At 50.3% G+C, this 26,982-nt stretch carries 19 protein-coding genes; 11 read left to right on the top strand and 8 right to left on the bottom strand.

The window, feature by feature from the left end:
• From QVP67_RS06100 to QVP67_RS06065, 9 genes are all read left to right on the top strand, one after another.
• The coding region (locus QVP67_RS06100; protein WP_288179960.1) for a DUF3874 domain-containing protein at positions 1-363 on the top strand (363 nt) is incomplete at its 5' end.
• On the top strand, positions 285-464 hold the full coding sequence (locus QVP67_RS15680) for a DUF3874 domain-containing protein (protein WP_369677344.1): 180 nt from the start codon (positions 285-287) through the stop codon (positions 462-464). The genes QVP67_RS06100 and QVP67_RS15680, both read left to right, overlap by 79 nt.
• 337 nt (positions 465-801) lie before the next feature.
• On the top strand, positions 802-3,795 hold the full coding sequence (locus tag QVP67_RS06095) for a SusC/RagA family TonB-linked outer membrane protein (RefSeq protein ID WP_022162682.1): 2,994 nt from the start codon (positions 802-804) through the stop codon (positions 3,793-3,795).
• Between the two features lie 30 nt (positions 3,796-3,825).
• The gene (locus QVP67_RS06090; protein WP_022162681.1) at positions 3,826-5,487 is read left to right on the top strand and encodes a RagB/SusD family nutrient uptake outer membrane protein; all 1,662 of its coding nucleotides are present in this window, start codon (positions 3,826-3,828) and stop codon (positions 5,485-5,487) included.
• A gap of 27 nt (positions 5,488-5,514) precedes the next feature.
• Positions 5,515-6,510 carry a hypothetical protein gene (locus tag QVP67_RS06085; protein ID WP_022162680.1) on the top strand — a complete coding sequence of 332 codons (996 nt, stop codon included), beginning with the start codon at positions 5,515-5,517 and terminating at the stop codon, positions 6,508-6,510.
• 391 nt (positions 6,511-6,901) lie between these two features.
• Positions 6,902-8,164 (top strand): GTPase HflX, encoded by a 1,263-nt coding sequence (gene hflX, locus QVP67_RS06080; RefSeq protein ID WP_071150593.1) that lies wholly within the window; start codon positions 6,902-6,904, stop codon positions 8,162-8,164.
• A 302-nt stretch (positions 8,165-8,466) separates the two neighbouring features.
• A complete protein-coding gene (locus tag QVP67_RS06075) occupies positions 8,467-10,461 on the top strand; it encodes a DUF4954 family protein (RefSeq protein ID WP_022162678.1) in 1,995 nt (664 codons plus the stop codon).
• Positions 10,462-10,633: 172 nt separating this feature from the next.
• A complete protein-coding gene (locus tag QVP67_RS06070; RefSeq protein ID WP_022162677.1) occupies positions 10,634-12,271 on the top strand; it encodes a fumarate hydratase in 1,638 nt (545 codons plus the stop codon).
• Positions 12,272-12,668: 397 nt separating this feature from the next.
• Positions 12,669-13,823 (top strand): acyltransferase, encoded by a 1,155-nt coding sequence (locus tag QVP67_RS06065; protein ID WP_022162676.1) that lies wholly within the window; start codon positions 12,669-12,671, stop codon positions 13,821-13,823.
• Between the two features lie 147 nt (positions 13,824-13,970).
• Here the strand turns inward: QVP67_RS06065 and QVP67_RS06060 are convergent, their stop codons facing one another.
• From QVP67_RS06060 to QVP67_RS06045, 4 genes are all read right to left on the bottom strand, one after another.
• Positions 13,971-15,293, bottom strand: a complete 1,323-nt coding sequence (locus QVP67_RS06060) for a TolC family protein (protein WP_022162675.1) — start codon at positions 15,291-15,293, stop codon at positions 13,971-13,973.
• Complete coding sequence (locus QVP67_RS06055) at positions 15,293-18,325, bottom strand: efflux RND transporter permease subunit (RefSeq protein WP_022162674.1); 3,033 nt, start codon at positions 18,323-18,325, stop codon at positions 15,293-15,295. The genes QVP67_RS06060 and QVP67_RS06055 overlap by 1 nt, the downstream gene beginning before the upstream one ends.
• Positions 18,326-18,441: 116 nt before the next feature.
• Positions 18,442-19,524 carry an efflux RND transporter periplasmic adaptor subunit gene (locus tag QVP67_RS06050; protein ID WP_022162673.1) on the bottom strand — a complete coding sequence of 361 codons (1,083 nt, stop codon included), beginning with the start codon at positions 19,522-19,524 and terminating at the stop codon, positions 18,442-18,444.
• A 215-nt stretch (positions 19,525-19,739) separates the two neighbouring features.
• Positions 19,740-20,270, bottom strand: coding sequence for a DJ-1/PfpI family protein (locus QVP67_RS06045; RefSeq protein ID WP_022162672.1), 531 nt, complete (start codon positions 20,268-20,270; stop codon positions 19,740-19,742).
• Between the two features lie 169 nt (positions 20,271-20,439).
• On the opposite strand from QVP67_RS06045, the gene QVP67_RS06040 reads away from it, so the two are divergent.
• A complete protein-coding gene (locus QVP67_RS06040) occupies positions 20,440-20,793 on the top strand; it encodes a winged helix-turn-helix transcriptional regulator (protein ID WP_022162671.1) in 354 nt (117 codons plus the stop codon).
• 9 nt (positions 20,794-20,802) lie between these two features.
• On the opposite strand, the gene rsgA is transcribed toward QVP67_RS06040, so the two are convergent.
• Both rsgA and frr read right to left on the bottom strand, forming a co-directional pair.
• Entirely contained in the window at positions 20,803-21,735 is a 933-nt protein-coding gene (rsgA, locus tag QVP67_RS06035) for a ribosome small subunit-dependent GTPase A (RefSeq protein ID WP_022162670.1), read from the bottom strand.
• An 86-nt stretch (positions 21,736-21,821) separates the two neighbouring features.
• Positions 21,822-22,382, bottom strand: coding sequence for a ribosome recycling factor (gene frr, locus QVP67_RS06030; RefSeq protein ID WP_022162669.1), 561 nt, complete (start codon positions 22,380-22,382; stop codon positions 21,822-21,824).
• Positions 22,383-23,043: 661 nt separating this feature from the next.
• Between frr and QVP67_RS06025 the strand changes: the two genes are divergently transcribed.
• Complete coding sequence (locus QVP67_RS06025; RefSeq protein WP_022162667.1) at positions 23,044-23,805, top strand: hypothetical protein; 762 nt, start codon at positions 23,044-23,046, stop codon at positions 23,803-23,805.
• Positions 23,806-23,872: 67 nt separating this feature from the next.
• Here the strand turns inward: QVP67_RS06025 and QVP67_RS06020 are convergent, their stop codons facing one another.
• Both QVP67_RS06020 and pyrH read right to left on the bottom strand, forming a co-directional pair.
• A complete protein-coding gene (locus QVP67_RS06020; protein WP_022162666.1) occupies positions 23,873-25,717 on the bottom strand; it encodes an SGNH/GDSL hydrolase family protein in 1,845 nt (614 codons plus the stop codon).
• Between the two features lie 183 nt (positions 25,718-25,900).
• On the bottom strand, positions 25,901-26,611 hold the full coding sequence (gene pyrH, locus QVP67_RS06015) for a UMP kinase (protein WP_022162665.1): 711 nt from the start codon (positions 26,609-26,611) through the stop codon (positions 25,901-25,903).
• Positions 26,612-26,982: the final 371 nt, after the last annotated feature.

Here is a 26,982-nt window from a genome sequence, read left to right as displayed (position 1 = left end):
GTGGAGCACCCCATCGACTGCAACACGCCGATAGATTATGAACAGCTTTATTCCCAGCTGCTGCACGAGTTGGAGAACGGCGAACGCTGCTGGTTCAGCAAGGAAGAGGAAAACGAAATCCAGCAGGCCAACCGCCCGTTCTATCGCGTTACGCCTGCCGAAGAACTGGTCAGCTCGTGCTTCCGCTTCGCCGAGCCGGGCGAGCAGGGTGCAAGATTAATGTCGGCGGCGGATATCTATGCAACTGTGAAGAAGAAGAATCCTGCTGCGCTGAAGGACTGTTCGTGTACGTCGTTCGCACGGCTGTTGGCGCAGTTGGGGCGCAGGGTACATACGAAGTATGGGAATATCCTGCTGCGCTGAAGGACTGTTCGTGTACGTCGTTCGCCCGCCTGTTGGCGCAGTTGGGTCGCAGGGTGCATACGAAGTACGGGAACGGGTATTGGATGAAAGTTGTAGAATAAGTTTTATATATTAATATGTACAGTAATTATAGTTTATATGAAATATTAGCTCTACATAAAAAACATTTTATTATAAGTCAAATACTTTTATTCTGTATGTAATCAAACCATGCTTTTCTAATTATGTCTTTCCATTCGATAAGTAGATGAAGAAGTTCAAGAAAAAGTATCTAATTGCTGTATAAAACACTGATTTACAGATATATACTTTTTATTCGGGTAGAATACAAGTAGCAAAATAAAGAGTCTTGTATTGCTATAACGGAGTTCAAGAGGATATTTGAACTTTGGAAAGAGTTCTTGCGTATTTCTGTATTTTATTAATATACAGAAGTTTATGCATATTTTGAGTTCCGCGAAAACTCTGCAAGTTTCGTATATTGGTATGGAGACGCAAGAGGCTGAAATTAAGCCCACTATGCGTATCATGCTGAAGTCGAATACAGAGATGTTGGATGAAGTGATGGTGGTGGCTTATGGTACGGCTAAGAAGTCTGCATTTACCGGTTCGGCTTCTACTATTAAATCTGATAAAATAGCAGAACGCGCTGTCTCAAATGTTACAAATGCTATGGCTGGACAGGTTGCTGGTGTACAAATTACGCAAAGCAGTGGACAGCCTGGTACGTCAGCAAGCATCCGCATACGTGGTATTGGTTCAATGTCTGCCAGCAACAGCCCATTATATGTAGTGGACGGCGTTCCTTACGACGGTGAAATCTCCGCCATTAATCCTCAGGATATAGAATCTATGACCGTATTGAAAGATGCTGCGGCTAACGCTATTTATGGTGCACGTGGTGCTAACGGTGTAGTGTTGATTACTACTAAAAAAGGAGCTTCGGGTGCTCCGCAGATTACTGTAGATGCCAAATGGGGTTCTAACAAACGTGGCGTGCCAAACTACGACGTAATGACCGATCCGGCCATGTATTATGAAACCACTTACCGTGCTATGTTCAATTCGAAGTATTATGCAGGTTCTTCAGCTGCTGAGGCTTATGCTTTTGCCGACAAGACATTGCTGGATGACAAGAATGGCGGTTTGGGCTATTTGGTATACACTGTTCCCGAGGGTGAAAAGTTGATTGGAACAAATTTCAAACTTAACCCCAATGCCAAACTTGGTTATTCTGATGGTACTTACTATTATACACCGGACGACTGGTATGATGAGATCTTCGGTAAAAACAATTTGCGACAAGAATACAATGTAACAGTTTCGGGTGCTTCTGATAAGATGAATTATTACGTATCTGCCGGTTACTTGGACGATAATGGTATCATTGCTAATTCTGGTTTCGAACGTTTCAGTGGACGTGCAAAAACTGACTATCAAGCAAATAAATGGCTGAAAGTAGGTACAAATATTGCTTATACTTATTATAATATTAAATCTCCGTCGGGACAGGCAGATTGGGGGTCAACAGGAAACTTGTTCTACATATCCAATCTTATAGCCCCCATTTATCCGATGTACGTACGCAATGCCGACGGTAGCATTATGAAAGATAATCGAGGTTTGACAGTTTATGACTTCGGATCAGGTTCAACAAACTTCAGCCGTCCTACACTCATGGGTAACCCTGCCGGAACAATGGCTTTGGACGACCAGAACACGTATAGTGACCAGCTTTCTAGCAAATGGTATGCCACTATTACTCCACTTGAAGGTTTGAGCATCACTGCTACTTTGGGTGCCAACGTGCTGAACCAACGTGCTAACTCTATCGGTAATCCGTTCTATGGAAGTGCTTCTACCAGTGGTGGTTATGTATCAGTAGTGCACCAGCGTCTTTTCGACATAAACCAACAGTACATGGCTACTTACAAAACGACATTGGCCGATATGCACAACATTGACGTGTTGGCCGGTTTCGAATCATACAGTCATAAAATCCAGTATTTGGGAGGTTCTAATACAATGATGTATAACCCCTACATCGGCGAGTTAAACAATACCATTAATACTCCTCCTTCTGTAAGTTCTTATACACATGAATATACTACGATGGGTTATTTGGCTCGTGTGCAATACGACTATGACGGCAAGTACTTCCTTTCTGCTTCTTATCGTCGTGATGCTTCTTCACGTTTCCATCCAGACAATCGTTGGGGTAACTTCGGTAGTGTCGGTTTAGCATGGTTGATGACTAAGGAAGACTTCATGAGTGGTATTGACTGGCTTGACATGTTGAAGTTTAAGGCCAGCTATGGTGTACAGGGTAATGATAACCTTGGTTCTTCTTCTGTTTACTATTATGCTTATGCCGACCAATATACTGTAACCAACAGTAATGGCGACTTTGCAGTGGCTTTTGCATTTAAGGGTAACAAAGACATTACGTGGGAGACCTCTCATGCCTTCAATGTTGGTTTCGATTTTGAAACTTTCGATGGACGCTTCAACGGTACAGTAGAATATTTCAACCGTAAAACCTGTGACTTGCTTTACAACCAACCTGTGCCTATTTCATTTGGTTATTCAAGCATTCCTAAGAACGTAGGTTCTATTGTAAACCAGGGTATCGAACTTGATGTTAACGGTGTGATTTATAAAAACCGTAATCTGGAATGGACAGCTAATTTTAACTTGACACATTACACCAATAAAATAACTGAATTGGATGAAAGCGTACGTGAAACGGGCATCAAATACAGCAATGCCATTTATGCTGTGGGCGGTTCTTTGTACAATGCTTATCTGCCGGTTTACGCAGGTGTAAACAAAGAAAACGGTCTGCCACAATATTATGTTGATCCGGATAACGGTGATTACACCATTACTACTGACTACGAAAAAGCACAGCAGTCTGACCTGGGTAGCACATTGGCTAAAGTATACGGTGGTTTCGGCACTCAGTTGAGCGCTTATGGTTTTGATTTGGGAGTACAACTCTCTTATCAGCTTGGTGGTAAAGTATACGACGGTACTTACGAAGCATTGATGCAGACTGGTGACCTGATGGGACAGAACTTCCACAAAGACGTACTAAAGGCATGGACTCCTGAAAACCCGAACAGTGATATACCTCGTATGAACGTATCCGACGTTTCTAGTCAGCGTATGTCTTCACGTTTCCTTGTAAGCTCTGACTATCTGAGTTTGAACAATGTGACATTAGGATATACATTGCCCAAACGCTGGACGCAAGCATTAGGAGTATCTAGCTTACGTTTGTACGTGCAAGGCGATAATCTGGCAGTATTCTCTTGCCGTAAAGGATTTGACCCGCGTCAATTCCTCGGTCTGGGAAGTTCGACAGGAAGCGGTAATTTTACTTACACTGCACTGAGAACCATTACCGGAGGTATTACTTTGAAATTCTAACTATCATTTAATCAAATAGAAAAATTAAATATGAAAACATATAATAAAATATTATCCACTCTGGCTATCGGAAGCTTATCATTGGCCTCGTGTGTTGACCTTGACACCTTCCCGCAGAGCGGTACTTTCACTTCCGACCAAAAGCAGGAAGTAGTTTCTGCTGATCCAGAACTCCTTGCCGCTGAAGTTACAGGTATGTACGCTAATAATTTGCAACAGTTCCCTGTTTTTGGCAGTCAGGGACGAGGAGATGACTTCGGTTATCCTGCCGTGTGCCTGTCCAACGATCTGAATGGCCCTGATATGGTAGGTCCAAACAGCGGATATAACTGGTTTACTACTTGTAGTGAATATTCTGACCGTAGCGATACGTATGCTAACCCTTACATGCGTTGGGCTTTGTTTTACAACCAGATAAAAATGGCTAATGATATTATCAAATCCATCCCTGCTGATACAGAAGATCCTACATTGAAGGCTTACCGTGGACAAGCTAAAGCCACACGTGCTTTCGATTACCTGAATGTAGCTCCTTATTTCCAATTCAAATATAAAGGAAATGAAGAAAAGCCTTGTGTGCCCATCGTGACCGAAGAAATGAGTGCTGATCCTAATAATCCGCGTGCTACGGTAGCAGAGGTTTACGAACTGATAATGAACGACCTGAACTCAGCCATCTCTGACTTGGAAGGTTTTGTGCGTAAGAATGCCGGCGAAATTGATCAGCAGGTGGCTTACGGTCTGCGTGCCCGTGCCAACCTCTATATGGAGAACTGGCAAGCTGCTGCTGATGACGCAGCCAAAGCAATGGAAGGCTATACTCCTTATGAAAGAAATGAACTGACCAAGCCCATGTTCGTTGACTCTCAGGAGAGCGGAAACGGTTGGATTTGGGCGCTCGAAATAACCGAGGCAGACTACAATGCTTCAAACAGTTTGATTTCATGGCCGGGAGTTATTGGATCCTTCTGCGAAGGTTCATATTCGGCTGGTGTAGGTACGTATAAATCCATTAACGTGCTGTTGTTTAACAAGATTCCCTCTACTGACGTTCGTAAAGGCTGGTGGGTGGATGCCAATTTGCATTCAGATAACTTGACTGGACAAAGTTGGAGGGGACTTGCTAGTGGTGACGATATCGCTACATTGGAATTGCCGAACCAGGCTAAGGCAAAATTCTTACCTTACACGAATGTGAAGTTTGGTATGTATGGAGGATTAGGTAACAATGTAGCTGCTAACGACTGGCCTTTGATGCGTGCCGAAGAAATGATTCTGATTCAGGCGGAAGCAACAGCTATGGCAGGTGACATTCCTTCAGGTAAACAGATTTTGGAGAACTTTGTCAAAACATACCGTAACCCCGATTATATATGTACTGCAAGTTCGGCAAGCAATTTTCAAAATGAAGTCTGGTTCCAACGTCGTGTAGAATTATGGGGCGAAGGCTTTGCTATGGCCGACGTAATGCGCTTGGGTAAGAACGTTGTTCGCGTAAAGAACGGTGTGGAAACCAATTATCCTGATGCTTTTGCGTTCAATGTAGCTGCTGATAATGGCTGGTTGCTGATGCGTATCCCGCAGGCCGAAACAAGTTCTAACCCCGGCATTCCTCCTACAGCTAATAACAATGAAGGTAGTATGCCTAAGCCGGGTGAAGGTATGGGACTTACAGATGGCGTTACTGACTAATTTTTCTTTTAAAATAGATAACATAATATGAAGACTATTAATAAATATTTCCTGATGGCGTTGGCTGGAGCTCTGCTCTCTTTTACAGCTTGTTCTGATGACATTGAAAGAGAACCTTCTCCAGTTGTTGACCCTAACTGCCCGGGTGCTTATTTTTCGGCAGACAATAATTATGCACTTGAATTGGAACCCGAAGCTGCTTTGGAGATGACATTGACAGTGGGGCGTACGAATACTGAAAGTGCCGCTACTGTATCTGTGGAAGTACTTAGCAATACGGAAAATGTGTTTGAAGTTCCCGAAACTGTTACTTTTGAAGCTGGTGAAGCTGAAGCGCCGTTGACTATTAAGTTCCCTAATGCAGAAATAGGTGTATCTTACAGCTATGCACTGAAGTTTACTGAAGGTAGTTACAATCCTTATGCCGATCAGCAGACTTATGTTAGCGGTAATATTATCCGCATTAAGTGGAATCCGATTGAGACAGCAATCTATACAGATGGTATTGTTTCAGCTATTTATGGGGTAGAATATCCATTGTCTTGGTATATTAGTGCTGAATATGCTGAATTTCCGGATGGTAGTATGCGTGTTCGTATGCTTAATCCTTATAAGGGTGCTACGGAGAATCCAGATGCGAATGGAATTTACAACGGTTATCCGTATGTTGATGAAAGCATGACTGTAAACGATAATGTGAAAGTACAAATTGACATTAATGGTAAAGAAGCTATGATGCAACCCACCTATTTGGGGGTATTCTTAAATTCTGATGATGGTGAATTGGTTGGTGGATCTGCCTATGGTCTGTTCCAAGGTACAAAGGATGATTTTCCATTAGGCGTTGTATCATTGAATGGAGATAACGAGTTGGAATCTATTGTTTTTGGCCCCAATTCACTATTTGGTTCTGTTAAAACATTATTTGATCAAGGAAGAGCCGGTATATCTACTAATCCTACTACTTTGTTCTTCTCGCTTGATGCTTGGGAAGAATATATGGAAGCGAACTTTACCGAATAAGGTGAGGAGTATATAGCAATAGACATTAAATGTTCGATTATTAGGATTTATTAATCCTTTATTACCAAATAAGAGCCGTATTATTACTTAAATAGTGTAATACGGCTTTTTTAGTTTTAAATATGACTGGTATGCCAAAGAGAATAACTCTGTATTGCCACTCTCATTAGCGTTGGAAAAATGGATTTCAAATCTTGATAGGATTTCTTTATTAATGGGTAGGATCGTTTACTTCGGACAGATAATATAGTAATTATTCCCGATAAATCAGTATATTTGCCGCGCAATGATGCTGCGTATTGGCTGGGGCTGGGCAGTTGTCCGCACAGCTACCTTTGGAACGGACAGCATCGGAACAGTATATATATAAATAAGGTATAGAGAAATGGCAATGAAAGAATTTGTAATTTCCGAAGCACAGGTAGAGACAGCCGTGTTGGTAGGACTTATTACGAAGACGCAGGACGAGCGTAAGACGAATGAGTACCTCGACGAACTGGCCTTCCTGGCTGAGACAGCCGGGGCGGAAGTCGTAAAGCGGTTCACGCAGAAGCTGGACCAGGCTAACTCGGTGACCTACGTCGGAAAAGGTAAACTGGACGAAATCAAACAATACATCCACGATGAAGAAGAGGCAGAGAGAGAAGTCGGAATGGTAATCTTCGACGACGAACTGTCGGCCAAACAGATACGTAACATCGAAGGCGAACTGAAGGTGAAGATTCTGGACCGTACGTCGCTCATCCTCGACATCTTCGCCATGCGTGCACAGACGGCCAACGCCAAGACGCAGGTCGAACTGGCACAGTATAAGTACATGTTGCCCCGTCTTCAACGCCTTTGGACGCACCTTGAACGTCAGGGTGGTGGCTCGGGTGCCGGTGGTGGAAAGGGCTCTGTGGGACTTCGTGGACCGGGTGAAACACAGCTCGAAATGGACCGCCGTATCATCTTGAACCGTATGTCGCTGCTCAAGGAACGCTTGGTCGAGATAGACAAGCAGAAGGCCACGCAGCGCAAGAACCGTGGACGTCTGATCCGTGTAGCACTGGTGGGGTATACCAACGTCGGTAAGTCTACACTGATGAATCTTCTGGCCAAGAGTGAAGTATTTGCCGAAAACAAGCTCTTTGCCACGCTTGATACGACGGTGCGCAAGGTCATCATCGATAATCTGCCGTTCCTGCTGAGTGATACTGTCGGTTTCATCCGCAAGTTGCCCACCGATCTGGTAGATTCTTTCAAGTCGACGCTGGACGAGGTGCGTGAGGCTGACTTGTTGCTGCATGTGGTAGACATTTCGCATCCCGACTTCGAAGAGCAGATAGAGGTAGTGAACAAGACATTGGCCGACATCGGTGCGGCCGGCAAGCCCATGATGCTTGTGTTTAACAAGATAGATGCATATACCTATGTTCAGAAGGATGAAGACGACCTGACTCCCCGTACCAAGGAGAACTGGACGCTGGAGGAACTGATGCGTACTTGGATGGCCAAGATGGAAGATAACTGTCTGTTCATTTCAGCTCGCGAGCGTATTAATCTGGAAGAAATGAAGAACGCGGTATATAAGCGTGTAAAGGAACTGCACGTACAGAAGTATCCGTACAACGATTTCCTTTACCAGAACTACGACGAAAACGGAGAAGTATAAGCATACGCATTGCTCCGGCCTTGCCGGAGAGAAACAAACTGAATCTCTATGAAACGTAAGCAGATGCGGCCCTAGACAGGCGGCTTCTGCTTGCGTTTCATGTGTTTTCGGGGAGTCCTGAAACAAGGATAAACAAACTGAATGAGATAACGAAGGTGTGCTAAAATGAGAGGCTATGGACTTTCTGTTATGGATTACGTGGAAAACACGGATATCAGAATAATCTGTGAATTTCCGTGTGATCCGTGCCTGAAGAAAGTATCTCCTTAATTGGGCACACCTGCATAAACCATGAATATCGAATGAATACGTATAGAAAACTGACCGAAGACGAAGTGCTTCGGCTCAAGAGCCAGTCTTGTCTGGCCGACGATTGGGAGAAAGTAAGTGTGTCGGAAGGCTTTTCGACCGAATTTGTACATCATACCCGTTTTTCGGGTGAGGTGCGACTGGGTGTGTTCCAGTCCGAATTTACACTGGCGGGCGGCATTCGCAAGCATTCGGGACTGCGTCACGTGACATTGCACAACGTCACTGTGGGTGACAACTGTTGCATTGAGAACGTGCAGAACTACATTGCCAACTACGAGATTGGGCACGACACGTTCATTGAGAATGTGGATATCATCCTCGTCGACGGCCTTTCGCGTTTCGGAAACGGTGTCGAGGTCTCGGTCCTCAACGAAACCGGTGGCCGCGAGGTACTTATCAACGATAAGCTGTCGGCGCATCTGGCTTATATCATGGCACTTTACCGCCACCGTCCCGAACTCATTGCCCGGCTGAAAGAGATAACAGAATTCTATGCCAATAAGCACGCTTCTGCAATGGGTACGATAGGCGACCATGTGACGATTATGAATACAGGTTCTATCAAGAACATACGTATTGGCAGCCATGCCCGAATCGTTGGTACTTGCCGTCTCTATAACGGTAGTATCAACAGTAACGAGGCTGCTCCGGTATACATTGGAGATGGGGTCATCTGCGACGACTTCATCATCTCCAGCGGCTCGCACGTCGACGATGGAGTGATGCTGACCCGCTGTTTCGTGGGGCAGGCCTGTAAGTTGGGGCATAACTATTCGGCCAGCGATTCGTTGTTCTTCAGCAACTGCCAGGGCGAGAATGGTGAGGCGTGTGCTATCTTTGCCGGACCGTTCACCGTGACGCACCATAAGTCGACGCTGCTCATTGCCGGTATGTTTTCGTTTATGAATGCCGGTTCGGGCTCTAACCAGAGCAATCACATGTACAAGCTCGGCCCCATTCACCAAGGTACGCTGGAGCGTGGTGCCAAGACTACGTCCGACTCTTACATACTGTGGCCTGCCCGTGTGGGTGCGTTCTCGCTCGTCATGGGGCGCCATGTCAACCATTCGGATACGTCCAACCTGCCATTCTCGTACCTCATCGAGCAGAACAACACTACATATCTGGTGCCGGGCGTCAACCTGCGCAGTGTCGGTACGATTCGTGATGCGCAGAAGTGGCCCAAGCGCGACGGCCGCAAAGATCCCAACAAGCTGGACTTCATCAATTATAACCTGCTTAGTCCTTACACCGTGCAGAAGATGTTCAAGGGGCGTGAGACGCTGCTCAACCTGCGTCATGCCAGTGGTGAACTGTCTGATATCTATTCTTTCCACAGCGCCAAGATACGCAACTCGTCGCTGGCCAAGGGCATCAAATTTTACGAGATTGCTATCCACAAGTTCCTCGGCAACTCGGTCATCAAACGGCTCGAAGGCATTGACTTCCGCAACGATGATGAAATCCGTGCCCGCCTTCGTCCCGACACCTCTATCGGTACGGGCGAATGGGTGGATATCTCTGGTCTGATAGCTCCAAAGAGTGAGATTGATGCCTTGATGGATGGAATTGAAAACGGTTCTGTCAACAAGCTGAAAGAGATTAATGCCGAGTTCGAACGGATGCACCTCAACTATTATACGTACGAGTGGACGTGGGCTTATGAGAAGCTGGAAGAGTTTTACGGCGTGAAGCCCGAAGCCATGACGGCTGCCGACATCATCCGCATCGTCGAGAAGTGGAAAGAGTCTGTCATCGGCCTCGACCGCATGGTTTACGAGGATGCCAAAAAAGAGTTCTCCATGGCCTCCATGACCGGTTTCGGTGCCGACGGCTCGCGTCTGGAGAAGGAAATGGACTTCGAACAAGTGCGTGGCGACTTCGAGAGCAATCCTTTTGTCACTGCCGTGCTGAAACACATCGAGGTGAAGAGCGCGCTGGGGGATGAGTTGATAGGAAGAATGAAGAAGGTGGAGAATAAATAGGCTTGTACAGGCAGGTACGAAGAAACGATGTATTGGTAGGGAAGCTAATAAATTATTCCTAAAAACCTCCTTTGCCGCCAAAGAAAAGGCTTTCGATTAAAGAAATATTTCGATAATACTTCTTACCTTTGCAAGCAACAAGATTATAACAACTTTAAAGCAAGTAGTAATTATGGCAACAACACCTCCGTTCAAGTATCAGCCCATGTTCGAGAAGGGCAAGGATACGACTGAGTATTATCTGCTTACGAAGGACTATGTGTCTGTAAGCGAGTTTGAAGGAAAACCCATCCTGAAGATTGAAAAGGAAGGACTGACCGCCATGGCCAATGCCGCTTTCCGCGATGTATCGTTCATGCTGCGCCGCTCGCACAACGAGCAGGTGGCCAAGATCTTGAGCGACCCCGAAGCCAGCGACAACGACAAATATGTAGCACTGACCTTCCTGCGCAATGCCGAAGTGGCTGCCAAGGGACTGCTTCCCTTCTGCCAGGACACCGGTACAGCCATCATCCACGGCGAGAAAGGCCAGCAGGTATGGACGGGCTACTGCGACGAAGAAGCCCTTTCACTGGGTGTGTACAAGACATATACTGAGGAGAACCTGCGTTACTCGCAGAACGCTCCGCTCACCATGTACGAAGAGGTAAACACCAAGTGCAACCTCCCCGCACAGATTGACATCGAGGCTACCGAAGGCATGGAATACGAATTCCTGTGCGTCACCAAGGGTGGCGGTTCGGCCAACAAGACTTACCTGTATCAGGAGACGAAAGCCATCCTGAACCCCGAGACGCTCGTTCCCTTCCTCGTTGAGAAGATGAAGACGCTGGGTACGGCTGCCTGCCCGCCTTATCACATTGCCTTCGTCATCGGTGGTACGTCGGCCGAGAAGAACCTGCTGACTGTGAAGCTGGCTTCTACTCGTTTCTACGACAACCTGCCTACTACGGGCAACGAGTACGGTCGTGCTTTCCGCGACGTGGAACTGGAGAAGAAAGTGCTCGAAGAGGCTCACAACATCGGTTTGGGTGCACAATTCGGTGGTAAGTACTATGCTCACGACGTACGCATCATCCGTCTGCCGCGTCACGGTGCATCGTGCCCCGTTGGTTTGGGCGTATCGTGCTCGGCCGACCGCAACATCCGTTGCAAAATCAACAAAGACGGTATCTGGATTGAGAAGCTGGACAGTCATCCGGGCGAACTTATCCCCGAAGAACTGCGTCAGGCAGGCGAGGGCGACGCTGTACGTATCGACCTGAATCAGCCGATGGCCGACATCCTGAAGGAACTGACCAAATATCCGGTTGCTACCCGTCTGAGCCTGAACGGTACGATCATCGTAGGCCGCGACATTGCTCACGCCAAGCTGAAAGAACGTCTGGATCGTGGCGAAGACCTGCCGCAATACATCAAGGATCACCCCATCTACTACGCCGGACCTGCCAAGACTCCGAAGGGCATGGCTTGCGGTTCGATGGGACCGACGACTGCCGGACGTATGGACCCGTACGTTGACCTGTTCCAGAGCCACGGCGGTAGCATGATCATGCTGGCCAAGGGTAACCGCAGCCAGGCTGTGACCGACGCCTGCAAGAAGCATGGTGGTTTCTACCTCGGCTCTATCGGTGGTCCTGCAGCCATCCTGGCACAGAACAACATCAAGAGCATCGAGTGCGTCGAATATCCCGAGCTGGGCATGGAGGCCATCTGGAAGATTGAGGTGGAGGACTTCCCGGCGTTCATCCTCGTCGATGACAAGGGTAACGACTTCTTCAAGCAACTGAAGCCTCGTTGCTGCAAGTAATAACAATCGTCGGGCAGATTTTCCGATGGGGAAGTCTGCCTGATGCAAACCATAAAACGGATGGCCGCCGGAAGTCCTGTTGCTGATTGCGACAGGCTTCCGGCGGCTCTCTTTTTAGGGGTGCCTGACAGGGCTTTGAGGATGGAATGGGAAAGTTCCTGTTCTTGAGCAACACTTGTACGGCTCCTGAGCAACACTTGTACGGTTCGCGAGCCGTGCAAGTGTTTCATAAATGTAATGCAAGTGTCTCTCGGAAGGGCTGTGAGAGTGCTTCTGGAGGGGGGAGAACTGCCGGACGGGGAAAGTTGGCTTCAGCCGGATTTTTGTGTGCGACTGTTTGGCAGATATCGCCATCGTTTACTATCTTTATGCGCTGAAATCATGAAGAATAGACATTATGGAACAATCTCTTTCACGACAAGACACTGGTCGTATTGTGTGGCTGGACGTGGTCCGGCTGGTGGCTATGTTCACCGTTGTGTGCTGTCATTGCACCGATCCTTTCAATTTCTTTCCGGGTACTTCGCCCGATATCGGTAAAATCAAGTTCTGGGGAGCCGTTTATGGGGCAGCGTTGCGTCCGTGTGTGCCGCTGTTTGTGATGATTACCGGTGCCCTGTTGCTTCCGGTGAGTGGCAGTAGCGGAACTTTCTACCGGAAGCGCATCGGGCGTGTATTCTTTCCGTTCCTCATCTGGTCGGTTATCTATAACCTGTTTCCGTGGGTGACAGGACTGCTGGGCGTGGAGCCGCAGGTGATTCTCGACTTCTTTCCTTATGCAGGCGAGGATGTGATGCGTCAGTCGTTTGCCGTCAGTCTGGGGTACATTGGAGGCATTCCGTTCAACTTCTCCATATTGGATGTACACATGTGGTACATCTATTTGCTGATAGGCTTGTATCTGTATTTACCCATCTTTTCGGCTTGGGTGGCACAGGCTTCGGAGCGTGCCAAGCTGGGCTTCCTGGCCTTGTGGGGCGTGACGTTGCTTTTACCTTATTATAATGAGTTTGTGGCCGGGTATCTGTGGGGCACGTGCTCGTGGAATTCGTTTGGCATGCTGTACTACTTTGCCGGATTCAACGGTTATCTGCTTTTAGGCCATTACCTGCGCCACCACGACTGGAGCGGACGCACGCTGTTGCTGGTCGGGGTGCCGATGTTTGCGGTGGGATATGCCGTGACGTTCGTCGGGTTCAGGCACATGACTTCTTTGCCCGACTATACGGACGAAATGCTGGAGTTGTTTTTTACCTACTGCTCGCTGAACGTGGCATTGATGACCATTCCCGTCTTCATGCTTTGCAAGCAGATTCGGATACGTTCAGAACGTTTGCAGCGTGCGCTGGCCAACCTTACACTCTGTGGATTTGGCGTTTACATGATACACTATTTCTTTACCGGCCCTTCGGTGGTGTTGATGCGCACGCTCGATGTCCCCATCCCGTTGCAGATACCGCTGGCTTCGGTTGTGGCGTTCGGAGTGTCGTGGCTGTTGGTTTCGCTGGCTTATCGGTGCTTCGGGCGGAAGACGCGGTGGGTGCTGGGCTAAGGTGCGAACGTGCCGGATAGGACGTGCCCATCTGAATTCAGGCGCAGATTACGCGAGAATTCACGGATTATCTTTCTTTCTTCCGTGTTCTTCCGTGTAATCCGCGCCTGGAAACGACTATCGGATACCTTTGGGAGGGTATTCGCTTTATTCCAGATACTTAGTCACCTTGCCACTGATTTGCAGTAACGAGATTTCGCAGAGTTTCGTGTTATACTCGGCAGTCAGTATGCGTTCTTCGGCGTCGAGCAGGCTCTTCTGTGCCTCGCGCATTTCGATACCGGACAGGTCGCCCAGCATGTATCGCTCCATGGCGATGTCGTGGTTGTCCTTGGCAGCGATGAGGTTCTGTCGTTCCAGGTTCAGCATTTCGAGGTTATTGCGGTAGGCTTGCCACAGGTTGCTCAGGTCGGCACGCAGGGTCAGTTCCAGTTCGTCGCGTTGCAGGCGGGCGTTTTTCACGGCGATGGCGGCGTTGCGGCGTTCGCGGCGGCGGTTACCGTCGAAGAGGTTGAAACCGATGGTCACTCCGCCGTTGAAGCCGAAGTTGTTGCGGCGGTCGTAGTTGTTCACGTCGTACTTGTTGAAGGTGTAGCCGTAGCCAGCGTTCAGCCGTACGTAGGGATAGTTGCGCGAGTTCACCTTTTTATAGTCCATCTGTGCCAGCACGGTGTTTTGGTCGGCCTTCAGCAGCGAGGCGTTCACGGCCAGTGTGGCGTTCCACAGTTCGTCGAAGTCGAGTGAGGCGTTGACGTCTATCAGGCTGTCGCGCGTCATGATGAGCTGGTCCACGTTCTCGTTGCCCATCAGTTCGTTCAGGTTGATGCGCGAGGTGTGCAGCAGTTCCTGTTGCTTCATGTACTGGGCGCTGTCGGCGTTGAAGTCCACCTTCGCCTGCTGGTAGTCCAGTCGCGAGAAGTTTCCAATGTGATAGCGGGCTTCGACGATGCGCAGGCGTTCCTTCGACAGCTGCACGGCGTAGAGCAGGTTCTTCATACGTATCTTCTGCTGCACGAAGTTGTAGTATTCGGCGGCCAGCGAGGCGATGAAGTCTTCCAGCGCGATGCGTGTGTTCGTCTCGCCCTGCTCGCGCAACAGTTTCAGTTGCTGGTAGGTGGTCGAGATGTTGAATCCGTCGAAAAGCGTCCAGTTCAGGTCGATGCCCAAGTCTACGGTCTGGTCGAAGACGTTTCGGCTCTTTTCCGTCTCGCCTGTGGCGCGCAGGTGGCTGTCGGTGTTGTTCAGTGTGGCCTGGTAGCCGCCCGTCAGGTCGATGGTGGGCAGTGCTCCGGCGTTGGCCAGTGTGGCGTTGTTCTTGCTGATTTGCTCTTCGTTGTGGGTGATGCGCAGCGAGTAGTTGTTGAGCAATCCCTGTTCGAGGCACGACTTCAGCGAGTACGTGGCAATGTTCTGTGCCTGCGCCGCCAGCAGGACGCAGGCGGCAGCAAGCGATAATATCAAGCGTTTCATTATATCTCTTTTAGTTTACTTCGGTTAGTCGATATATAACTGTAAATAGCAGGTACGATGTACATCGTCAGCAGCGTGGAGACGAGCATTCCGCCTACGACGGCCGTACCCATGGCGATACGTTGGTTGGCTCCTTCGCCACTGGCAAAGGCCAGGGGGATAAGGCCGATGATGGTCGAAGCACTGGTCATCAGGATGGGACGCAGACGTTGCAGCGAAGCATCTTTGATGGCTTGCATCTTGTCTTCGCCTGCTTCCTGTTTCTGGTTGGCAAACTCTACAATCAAGATACCGTTCTTGGCCACCAGTCCGATAAGCATAATGATACCGATCTGGCTGAAGATATTCATCGTAATGTCGCTGAAGTACATGAATATCAGCGCTCCGGCAATGGCCAGCGGCACGGTAAGCATGATGATAAGCGGGTCTTTAAAGCTTTCGAACTGTGCGGCCAGAATCAGATAAATCAGGAAGATGGCCAGGATGAAGGCAAACATCAGACTCGATGCGCTTTCGCTGTAGTCCTTCGAGTCGCCCGCCAGTGCGGTGCGGAAGGTTTCGTCCAGCACTTCGTCGGCTATCTTGTCCATCTCCTCCAGTCCCTCGCCGATAGTCTTTCCTTCCGACAATCCGGCCGAGACGGTGGCCGACACGAAACGGTTGTAACGATACAGCTTCGGAGGTGCCGTTCCGTAGACCAGTTCGACGAGGTTGTCCAGCTGAATCATTTCGCCGGCATCGTTGCGGATGTACAGTCCCGTCAGGTAGGCGGGCTTGTTGCGTTGCTGGCGGTTAATTTCACCCAATATCTCGTACTGCTTGCCGTTCATGTAGAAATAGCCCATGCGCTGTCCGCTCAAACCATACTGTAAGGTCTGTGCGATGTTTTTCGTACTGACTCCCATCACTCCAGCTTTGTCACGATTGATCTGAATGCGGGCTTCGGGCTTGCTGAACTTCAGGTCGACGTCGGCCATCTGGAATACCTCGTTCTCGTAGACACGCTCCATGAATTTGGGAAGCACTTCCTGCAACTTTTCGATGTTGGTGGCCTGCAACACGTATTGTACGGGCATGCTGGCACGCCGTCCACCAAAGGATGAAGGCTGGCGCAGGAAGGCGCGCGCTTCTGTCTCGGGCTTCAGGGCGCGGGTCAGCTTCTCGGCTACGTCCATCTGGGTGTAATCGCGTTCGCGTATGTCTTTCAGGGTGATCTGTACGTTTCCGCTACCACTCGATACGCGTGCCGTTACCGCAGCAGCATCGGGGATAATGGAGTCGACTACATCATTGATGCGTTCCGTGTAGTCGCGAATGTATTCGTAGCTGACGCCCTCCGCGCCGATGGTGCTGATCGTGATTTGCGAACGGTCCTCCAATGGAGCCATTTCGGCAGGAATGCTGTTCCACAAGACGAAGATGATGCAGAACGTGGCCAGCGTGAATACCAGCGCAATCCACCGCTTACGCAAGAAGGCAGCCAGCGAACGACTGTACAGGCGGTTCATACCCTCGAAGAAAGGTTCTGTTTTGCGGTAGAACCAATTTTTCTGTTCCTGCCGCTTCAACAGTTTGGTAGCCAGCATCGGTGTGAACGTAAGCGCGGCGAACGAAGAAATGATGATGGAGCCTGAAATGACGAAGCTGAACTCGCGGAACAAGCGGCCCGTGGTGCCCTCCATGAAGACGATGGGGAAGAACACCGCTACAAGCGTGATGGTAGTGGAGATAACAGCAAAGAAGATTTCCTTCGCACCCTCGATGCCCGCCTCTTTCGGCGGCATACCGCGCTCAATGCGTACATAGATATTCTCGGTCATCACGATGGCGTCGTCCACTACCAGACCTACGGACAGGACAACAGCCAACATCGTCAACACATTGATAGAGAAACCTGCCACATACATTACGAAGAAGGCACCGATCAATGATACAGGAATCACGATACAAGGCACCAGCGTCACGCGCCAGTCGCGCAGGAACAGGAAGATGATGATGATAACCAGCACGAAAGCCTCATAAACGGTGCTTTCCACTTCACTGATAGAGGCGCGGATAAATTTGGTATTGTCGAAACCGTAGCTGTAGGTGACGTCTTCGGGCAGGTCTTTCTTCATGCGTTCCATACGGTCGTATACGGCGTCGGCTATCTGGATGTGGTTGGCACCGGGTTGGGGGACCACGACTACGCCCACCATGGGCACACCGTTCATCTTCATGTAGCTCTTGATGTCGGCGGCACCCAGTTCGGCACGGCCTATGTCGCTGAAGCGGATGATACGGTTGGCGTCTTCCTTGATGATGAGGTTGTTGAACTCTTCGGGCGTGTGCATCAGTCCTAATGTGCGGATGGTCAGTTCGGTTGTATTACCTTCGATACTGCCCGAGGGGAGTTCGATGTTTTCCTGGTCGATAGCGTTCTTCACATCGACAGGCGTGATGCCGTAGCCCGACATCTTGGTTGGGTCGAGCCACAGACGCATGGAGTACTTCTTCTCACCCCAGATGCTGACGCTACTTACGTCGGAGATGGTTTGCAACTGTTCCTTGACGGTCAGGTCGGCAATCTCGCTCAGCTCCAGCAGCGAACGCTTGTTGCTTTGCAAGGCCACCATCAGGATAGGTACGGCATCGGCGTCGGCTTTCGACACGGTAGGAGGGTCGCAGTCGCGCGGCAGGTAGCGTTGGGCACGCGACACCTTGTCGCGCACGTCGTTGGCGGCCGTTTCCAGGTCGACGGAAAGTTCAAACTCCACCGTGATGCGGCTCTGTCCCTGTTGGCTGACGCTGGTCAGCGAACGGATGCCGGGGATACCGTTGATGTTCTGCTCCAGCGGCTCGGTAATCTGGTTTTCGATAACGTCGGCGTTGGCACCCGTGTACGAGCAGGACACGGAGATAATGGGATTGTCGACCGACGGATATTCGCGCACACCGAGGTAGGTATAACCAATGAAGCCGAAGAGCAGGATGATGATGGTCAGTACCGTTGACAACACGGGGCGGCGTATGCTTAGTTCGGATATGTTCATGTTAGTCAGTGAATAGGATATAATTAATAATGAAAAACGGGAAAGGCGTTGACAGGTTCTACAGAAGCGGCGGTCGCGGTGCCGTCTTTCCGTCCCTAACTATTAATTATTAATTTTTAATTATTAATTCTATCGATGGTCACAGCCATTCCCGTGCGCAACTGTTGCGTACCCGAGATGATGACGGTATCGCCTTCGGCCAGTCCTTTTACGACCTGCACCAGTGCTTCGGTGCGGATGCCGGTGACGATTTCGGTCGGTTCGGCTTTGCCCGAGCGGTACAGGAACACCTTGTCCTTACCCATTTCGGGCACGATGGCTTGCGAAGGAATGGCCAGTGCGTCTTTGAACTCCTGTTTCTTCAGTGTGATAGAGGCGTAGCGTCCCGGCATGATGCCTGTGGGGTTAGGGTAGAGGGCGCGTACGGTCAGTGTGTGGGTGTTGATGTCGAGGCTGGACTCGCGTGCATAGACTTGTGCGTGATAGTCCTCAAGCGATCCTTCGAGGTTGAAGGTGAGGTTGGTACCCACCTTGATGTCGCGGGCATAACTTTCCGATACCGAGAACTCCAGCTTCAGAGGCGATATCTTGGTCAGTTTGGCCACGATGGTCGTTGGTGAGGCATAGGCACCTACGCTGACCTGACGAAGACCGATGACACCGTCGAAGGGGGCACGCAGTTCGGTCTGTGCTATCTGGGCTTCGACGCTTTCGATGTCGGCGTTCAGCGTGGCCAGTTCGGTTTTCACCTGTTCGTAGGCTTCCTGACTGACGGCGTCGCGCTTTAGCAGGGCGTCCTGACGGAACACGCGGTCTTCGGCCAGCTTCAGTTGGGCTACAAGGCGTTGCAGCTGTGCTTGCAAGGGGCGGTCGTTTACCTTGGCCAGCAGCTGTCCTTTCTTGACGGCGGTGCCTTCTTCAAAATTGATTTCGGTGATTTTGCCCGATGTCTCGAACGACAGGTTTACTTCTTCGTCGGGTATCAGACTACCGATGATGGGGATTTCGTCGGTAAGGACTTGTGGGCGTACAATGACGGCGTTGATGTTGAGCGCCTTTTTCCCTTTACTTTGATTAGTCATCACTTTGTTGGCTTCGGCCAACTCTTCGTTTGGTTTGGGCATTTGCGAATAAATTCCCCAGCCTGCCAGGCCGGCGCCTATCACGGCGATGATGCCCCATTTAACTCTCTTCTTCATGCTCTATTGTCGTAGTATTAGTAGTGTATAATTCAGCCTTTTGATTGGGCTTCTAAATTACGCAAAGGTTTAAAGCGAAGAAAGAAGATTATGCTTTATTAACAGAGGTGGTTAATGAACACAGACATGGGCAGATAAAAGAATATGGTTCTGCCATCGGGAAACCGATGCCGGGCAGAACCATATATGAGAGAGGTCCTAAAACGAAAGTGCGTTTATCCTTTCAGAGCTGTCAGGATAGAGGGCAGCAATGCTGCGATCTTGTTTTCGTTTTGGGCGGTGTAGAAGTTTCCGTCCGTCTCGGTAGCGTTATCAGTGGCTGTTCCGTTCACGATGGCGGGTTTTGCCAACAGATGCACAGCCAATTTCCTGCCTTTTGTGATGCCGGCTTTTTCGAACATCAGTGCGGCTGCGCAATGTCCGATCATGATTTTTCCTTTTTCGCCAAACGTTTTCAGAACTTCCATCAGCATGATGTTATGTGGCTCGTCGGCATGTTGGGCAAAGACAGGAATGGCATCGCCGCAGGCAAAGACCAGTGCATCGTATTCGTCCTCGTGCCCTTTCAGGTTAGCTATAACATCGTCTGCTTGCAGGGCAATGCCCGAGTTGGTCCGAATGTCTTTGGTGGGAGATACGGCATATACTTTGTAGGAAATGCCGTTTTCGTAAAATGCCTCCAGATACTGGAACAGGCCCGAGCCGTTTACAGGGTTTACGGCCAATACTGCTACTCTTTTTTTCATAAGTTTAAATGTTTAAATTGTACATTGGTTATTCAAAGTAACTTTCTTACTTTTGTGCGGACAAAGGTAGCGGGAAACTTGCTACGTGGCAAGAAGGCACTTGATTGTAAGATACTTACACGTATGTAACTTTTGCTGGATATGAACGAATTGTAAAAGGTTAAAAAGAATGAAAAACTTTCATCATGTAGGTGCCTGTCCTGTGCGCGACGTGCTGGACAGGCTGGGAGACAAGTGGACAATGCTGGTACTTATTACGCTGAAAGCGAACGGAACGATGCGTTTCAACGATATCGCGAAGTCTATAGGTGATGTGTCGCAACGGATGCTGACCGTCACTCTGCGGCATTTGGAGGCAGACGGGCTGGTGAGCCGGCAGGTTTATCCTGAGGTGCCGCCGCGGGTAGAATATGAACTGACGGGAAGCGGCTATAGCCTGATGCCCCACATAGAGAACCTGGTGGCGTGGGCGTTAGAGCATCAGGACGAAATTCTGTCGAGACGTAGCCGGGCAGAGGGGTAACAGTCAGACTTAATACCCCGAACGGTACTTGCCCTCCTCCTTATCTTCGAGCATGCTGAGGTAGGACTGGTAGCGTGACTCGCTGATGTAGTGTTCTTCGACGGCGCGGAGAACGGCACAACCGGGTTCGTGGCGGTGGGTGCAGTTGCCGTAGCGGCAGTCGGCCGAGGTGCGGAAGATTTCGGGGAAGTAGTGGCCTATTTCCTCTTCTTCCATGTCGAAGGTGCCGAAGCCTTTGATGCCCGGCGTGTCGATGATGTAGCCGTCGCCTTCGACGGGGAACATTTCGGAGAATGTAGTGGTGTGCATTCCCTTGTTGTGGACGGTAGATATCTCGCCCGTCCGTGCGTCGGCTTCGGGCAGGATGGCGTTGATGAGGGTGGACTTGCCTACGCCCGAGTGGCCCGAGAACAGGGTGACGCGTCCGCGCAGTTCGGCCTTGATGGCGTCGATGCCCAGTCCTTGCTTGGCCGATACCTTGAAGCAGGGGTAGCCGATGGTGGTGTAAAGATGGATGAGGCTGTCCAGATAGTGCAACTCGTCTTCATCGTAGGCATCTACCTTGTTGAAGATGATTTTGACGGGTACGCGGTAGGCTTCGGCCGAGGCCAGGAAGCGGTCGATGAAGGTAGTAGAGGTTTCGGGATAGTTGACTGTGACGATGAGCATGCACTGGTCAAGGTTGGAGGCGATGATGTGCGACTGCTTCGACAGGTTCGAGGCGCGGCGGATGATGTAGTTCTTGCGGTCCTCGATTTCGGTGATGAAGGCGGTGCCTTCTTTGTTTTGGATAATCTGCACGTAGTCGCCCACAGCCACAGGATTGGTGCTGCGGATGCCTTTCAGGCGGAAGTTGCCTTTTACCTTGCATTCGATGCACTGGCCTTCGTCGGTCTTGACGAGGTACCAGCTGCCTGTATTTTTGATGACAAGCCCTCTCATTCAATTGAGAATTGATAATTGATAATGGAGAATGAAGAATGAGCGTCATGGCCCATTATCAATTCTCCATTATCAATTCTCCATTATTATACCGTCATGATTTCTTTTTCTTTAGCGGCCAGCATTTCGTCGATCTGCTTGATGTACTTGTCGTGCACCTTCTGCAGCTTCTCTTCGCCGCCCTTCTGTGCGTCTTCGGCCAGGCCTTCCTTGACGGCTTTCTTCAGTTGGTCGATGGCGTCGCGACGGGCATTGCGTACGCTTACTTTGGCTGTTTCGCCTTCGCCCTTACACTGTTTGGCCAGTTGCTTACGACGTTCCTCGGTCAGCGGCGGTATGCCGATGCGGATGATTTCGCCGTTGTTTTCGGGCATGATGCCCAGTGCAGAGTCGATGATGGCTTTCTCGATGACGCGGAACATGCTCTTGTCCCACGGCTTGATGGCGATGCTGCGTGCGTCGGGTGTCGTCACGGCTGCCACGTTGTTGATGGGCACCATGCTGCCGTAGGAGTCAACACGGATACCGTCCAGCAGGCGTACGTCTGCCTTTCCGGCACGGATGTGGGCCAGTGCGTCGTCCAGATACATCACTGCCATGTCCATTTTCTCCTGCGCTTCGCCTAAGATGTCTTTTACGTCTTTCATATCGTTTCGTTCGTTATAGGATGGTTGATTTGATTAAGTTTAGCAAATGTAGCGTATTATTCCTTTTCTTGCAACAAAGTGGAGATTTTTTTGCTCGTTTGGCTGACACGACTTGTTTTCGCTACTGCCGAAATAGAAGCGAAAAAGGAATCGGAAGCGCATAAATATGCGGTTTCTGCCCCCGAAAAGCCTTGTTTCGGGGGGGCAGAAACGCTTGTCCGGCTCGTGTTCCGTGCTTGTTCGGCTGGCGAACAACGCTTGTGTGGCTCGCGAACAATGCTTGTTCGGCTCGTCGGGAATGCTTGTAGCGGAGGAAAACAGGGCTTTTCGGCTCGGAAAATAGCGTTTTCGGCCTTCGGGAACCTTGTCTTTTTTCTATTTCAAATGTCCGTATTTTGCTATCGCTCTGTATCTGAGGCGAATGCGGAATTTCGCTTCCGTTTTTTCCGACGGACGGGCTGTGGGGCGGAAATATCGGATTCTAGGCGGGTTGGCGATGCAAAGTGTCAAAATGTCGACTGTCGGTTGTCGGCGCGCAAGGTGGGCGGATGGCTGTCGGCGGGCGGTTGAAAAAAAACTCCTGATTGCCGGTACGGCTTTTGGAGGAAATACATATCTTTGCTCATCGCCAACAGGCGAACGAAGTTAAATATCGAAATAGATGAAAAAAGGCTTGCTGTTTTTCTTTCTGATGTGTGCCGGTGCTTGTCTTCCGGCCTTGGCCCAACAAGATGATGCGAGGGCTCTTCAGTATCACGAGATGCGTTATCAGCCCCAGCTGCACTTTAGCGTGGGTGTGGGGGCGAATACAGATATGAGCGAACCGTCGCCCAATCCGGCTTCCCTGCTGTTCGGGGTACGTCCGGAGACGGTGCCCGCATTCGACTTGCGGATGATGCACCTGTTTGCACCGCGCTTCGGGTGGTATGCCGACGTGCGCTTCAAACTGTTTAAGAGCCGCAACGTGTACGAAACTCTGGGGTCGCAGCTGGGTGAAGCGTTGCTGAACAAGCTGTTGCCGGGAATCGACCACCTGCATCTGGCCTACAGCATAGGCGGTGTGTTTCGCATCGAGGGCGACCGCTGGCAGTGCTATCCCCGTCTCGGAATCGGGCAGAGCTATTATGGCACCAGCCGCAAAGCAGAAAGCATCAAGGAGGGCGAGAAGGAACTGTTGCTAAACTGCGACGGGGCGGCCATCTGCCTGAACTTCGGTGTATCCACACAATATCGTCTGACGCCCCGGATGGCTTTGCTGTTCGACGTATTCTGGCAACAGCCTCTTAGTACAGCCAAGAGCTACCTGTACGAAAAAGAAGGCGAGGCCGAAGCTCAGGAGTATGTCTACCGCAGCAGCACCATCGGGCGCGAACTGAATGTCAGTCTGGGAGTCAACTTCTGCTTCGGCCCCGCCCGTCGTTAAGGGGGTACCGTTGGCGGGCAGTTTTGCCCGCCGGTAGTGGCATGCCTTGTGCCTGAGGCAGGCGATGCTATTTCACATAACGCTTCAGCTTGCGGGCGATGCGTTCGTATCCCTCGCGGTTGGGGTGCAGACCGTCCGAGAAGAGCTTTTCGTCTATCTTGCCATCCTTTCCGACAAGTGTGTCTGACAGGTCGAGCACGCGGACGTTCGGACTGGCCGACAGGGCCTTTTCGAGGAGGGCATTCAACCTTTGCAGTCTTTCTTCATAGCCCCGGCGCGGCAGAATCTTGACAACATACAGTTGGGCCAGCGGCTGTTTCTTCCCGATCCATTCCACTGTTTCCTTTATGCCGCGGACGATTTCTTCGTCAGTGTTCAGGTCCAGATTGTTGGTGCCCAGCATCATGAAGACTTTCTGTGCCCGAAAGCCGTCCAGCTCGCTGTGCATGATTCGCCACTGCACGTTTTCGATGCGGTCCCATCCGTAGCCCATATTGACGACGGTCTTTCCTTCGAACAGCTTCTGCCATACGTCGTCGGCAGCTTTACGCTTTTCGAAAGGTTCTCCTCCCCAATAGTGGGTGATGGAGTTGCCCAGCATCACAATCTGCGGCTGCACCCGGGCGTTGTAAGCCAGCACTTCTTCGTGGCGCTTGCCCCATTGGTATATGCTGGCGTCGCGGTGTTGCCGGCACGGTACGAACGACGATGGGCCGAGTCCGGCGTACAGTATGCCGGTAATCTTCTTGTAGTAGGCATCGGCATACTGTTGCATTCCCAGGTCGGTAGCGTGTACGCCGTCCACCTGGCTGTCCATGCTCAGACCCAGTTCGTCGAAGCTGAGGTAGTACAGGTTGTCGGTCTCCTTCTTCATGTTCTCGTATACGGCCCGCAGTTGCTTGTTCGTCTGTTCGAATGCTTCCCGTTTCTTGTCGGAGGCGTGGTAGCCCATGTATCCGTCATGTTCCACCAGCAGAATGGGAGCGTTGCTTTTGCTGCGTATCATGCTGATTCCTTTTTCCAGGCGGGGACGTATCAGTTCTGTCCGTTCGCCCGTCATGTTGGGCATGCAGTCGATGACGTACATGGCTGCATCCGTTTCGGCCAGCAGACCGAAGAAGCCTTCATCCAGTTGTCCGTTGCCCGAGAAGCCCAGGTTGACGACCGGCATGTCCAGTTTGCGTTGCAGTATGTTGGTCCATGCCATACCCGGACGCGAGGCGCATGCCCCCTGGGCGATGGAAGTGCCGTAGACGATTACCGGCTTTTCGGCCGACGGACGTACGAACTCGAAACGACTGCCTGTGGGTACGCCTATCTGCAGCGATTTCACTCCGTTGTACAGCGGCAGATACAGGGTGTATTCATTCCCTTTGTTGTGCGTATTGCGGTAGGTCAGGTCGGCGTATGTGTAGCGTATGGTGTCGCCAAACTGGTATTTACCGGCACACCAGTATTGCCGTCCTTCGCAGTCCATGGTGTAAAGGTCCACTCCGCTTACTCCCGTTGCAGGCATGTGGGGCATAGCCAGTCCGCCTGTTGTCTGATATTTCACCTGAATGGAAGTTGCGTTCGTATAGAATTTGATGTACAGTCCGGCTGTCTCTAAAGATAAGTTCCATACTGGTTTTCTGACTACTTCTTGGGCTCTTTGCGGCAGTCGCTGGTAGCGTCCACCCGTTTCCTGGTTCCAGCAGCGTCCCTGGATGGGCAGCACGGAGTCGGTAGCCGGATTGTACCAGACGGTTTCCGGCTGGCGGTCTGTCTGAACCTGTTTCTGGGTTTGATTGTCGGTTATGCCTGCTTCGCAAAAGATGTTGTTGCCGACACAGGCTATTTTCACTGTACGTTCTGCCTGTACACTCGTAAGGCAAAGCAGCAGACAGATACATAGGAATATGACTCTTTTCATGTTCGGTATATAGATTGATTTAGGGTCTGTTTATGTTTCATTACGTCCCTGTATGGGGAGCTACAGAAACAGTTTAGGTACGGATTATCAGGATTGCTGGTTTTCTGTCGGAGGAATGAAGTGACATATTCGCATATCCTGTAATCCGTACCTAAAAAAGATTCTGTAAGAGTTTGTTTATGGTCAATTATGAACCAGCGTACCTATTTCCTCGCCGGCGATGACTTTCTTCAGGTTGCCCACGGTATCCATGTCGAAAACGATGATGGGCAGGTTGTTTTCCTTGCACATGCAGGTGGCGGTGAGGTCCATCACTTTGAGGCCGCGACGCAGCACTTCGTCGTAGGTGATGTCGTGGAACTTCGTGGCTGTCGGGTCCTTTTCGGGGTCGGCGGTGTAGATGCCGTCTACGCGCGTACCTTTCAGCATCACATCGGCTTCAATCTCGATGCCGCGCAGTGAAGAGCCAGTGTCAGTGGTGAAGAAGGGGTTACCCGTTCCGGCAGACATGATGACTACTTCGCCTGCTTCCATGCATTCGATGGCACGCCATTTATTGTAGAACTCACCGATGGGCTCCATGCGTACTGCTGTCAGTACACGTGCCTTTACACCTGCGGCCACCAGTGCCGAGCTCAGCGCCAGGCTATTGATGACTGTAGCCAGCATACCCATCTGGTCGCCCTTCACGCGGTCGAAACCTTTTGAGGCTCCGCTCAGTCCGCGGAAGATGTTTCCTCCGCCGATGACGATTCCTATCTGTACGCCCATTGCGTGTATTTCCTTAATCTGTGCTGCATATTCGGCCAGACGCTTCTCGTCGATGCCGTACTGCTTTTCGCCCATCAGGCTCTCGCCGCTGAGCTTCAGTAAGATTCTTTTGTACATTGCCATAATTCATTCAGTTTTTCGGTTTGGGGCAAAGGTAGGAAGAAAAAACGAGAGCTGGTGTAAGTGACTTCTTGAATTTGTTGCGTGGCGGTGCTGAAAAAAGGCAAGTTCTTCTTTCGATTGGCATTTTCTCCGGTTCAGTCGCCCGAAACTTCGCTTGGGTAAGAATTCTCTCATATCCTTCCGGCTTCGCTTTACTTTTGCAGCAGTGATTATATGCAGAAGTAAACGAGTTATGAAGAAGAAAATGAAAACAGAACTTTGTGGTGTGTGTCTGGCTCTGCTGCTGACAGCATGCGGAGGGCCGGCCGAAGAAAACCGGGCATTGCCCGTAGTCAGCGTGGCGCAAGCCGAAGCCGTGACAGGCAGCGGCA

It is taken from the genome of Bacteroides sp. CAG:633 (assembly GCF_000435115.1).
GTDB classification, from domain to species: Bacteria; Bacteroidota; Bacteroidia; order Bacteroidales; family Bacteroidaceae; genus Bacteroides; species Bacteroides ndongoniae.
The sequence above is the reverse complement of the archived record's forward strand: the minus strand, read 5'-3'. Positions and strand labels throughout refer to the sequence as shown.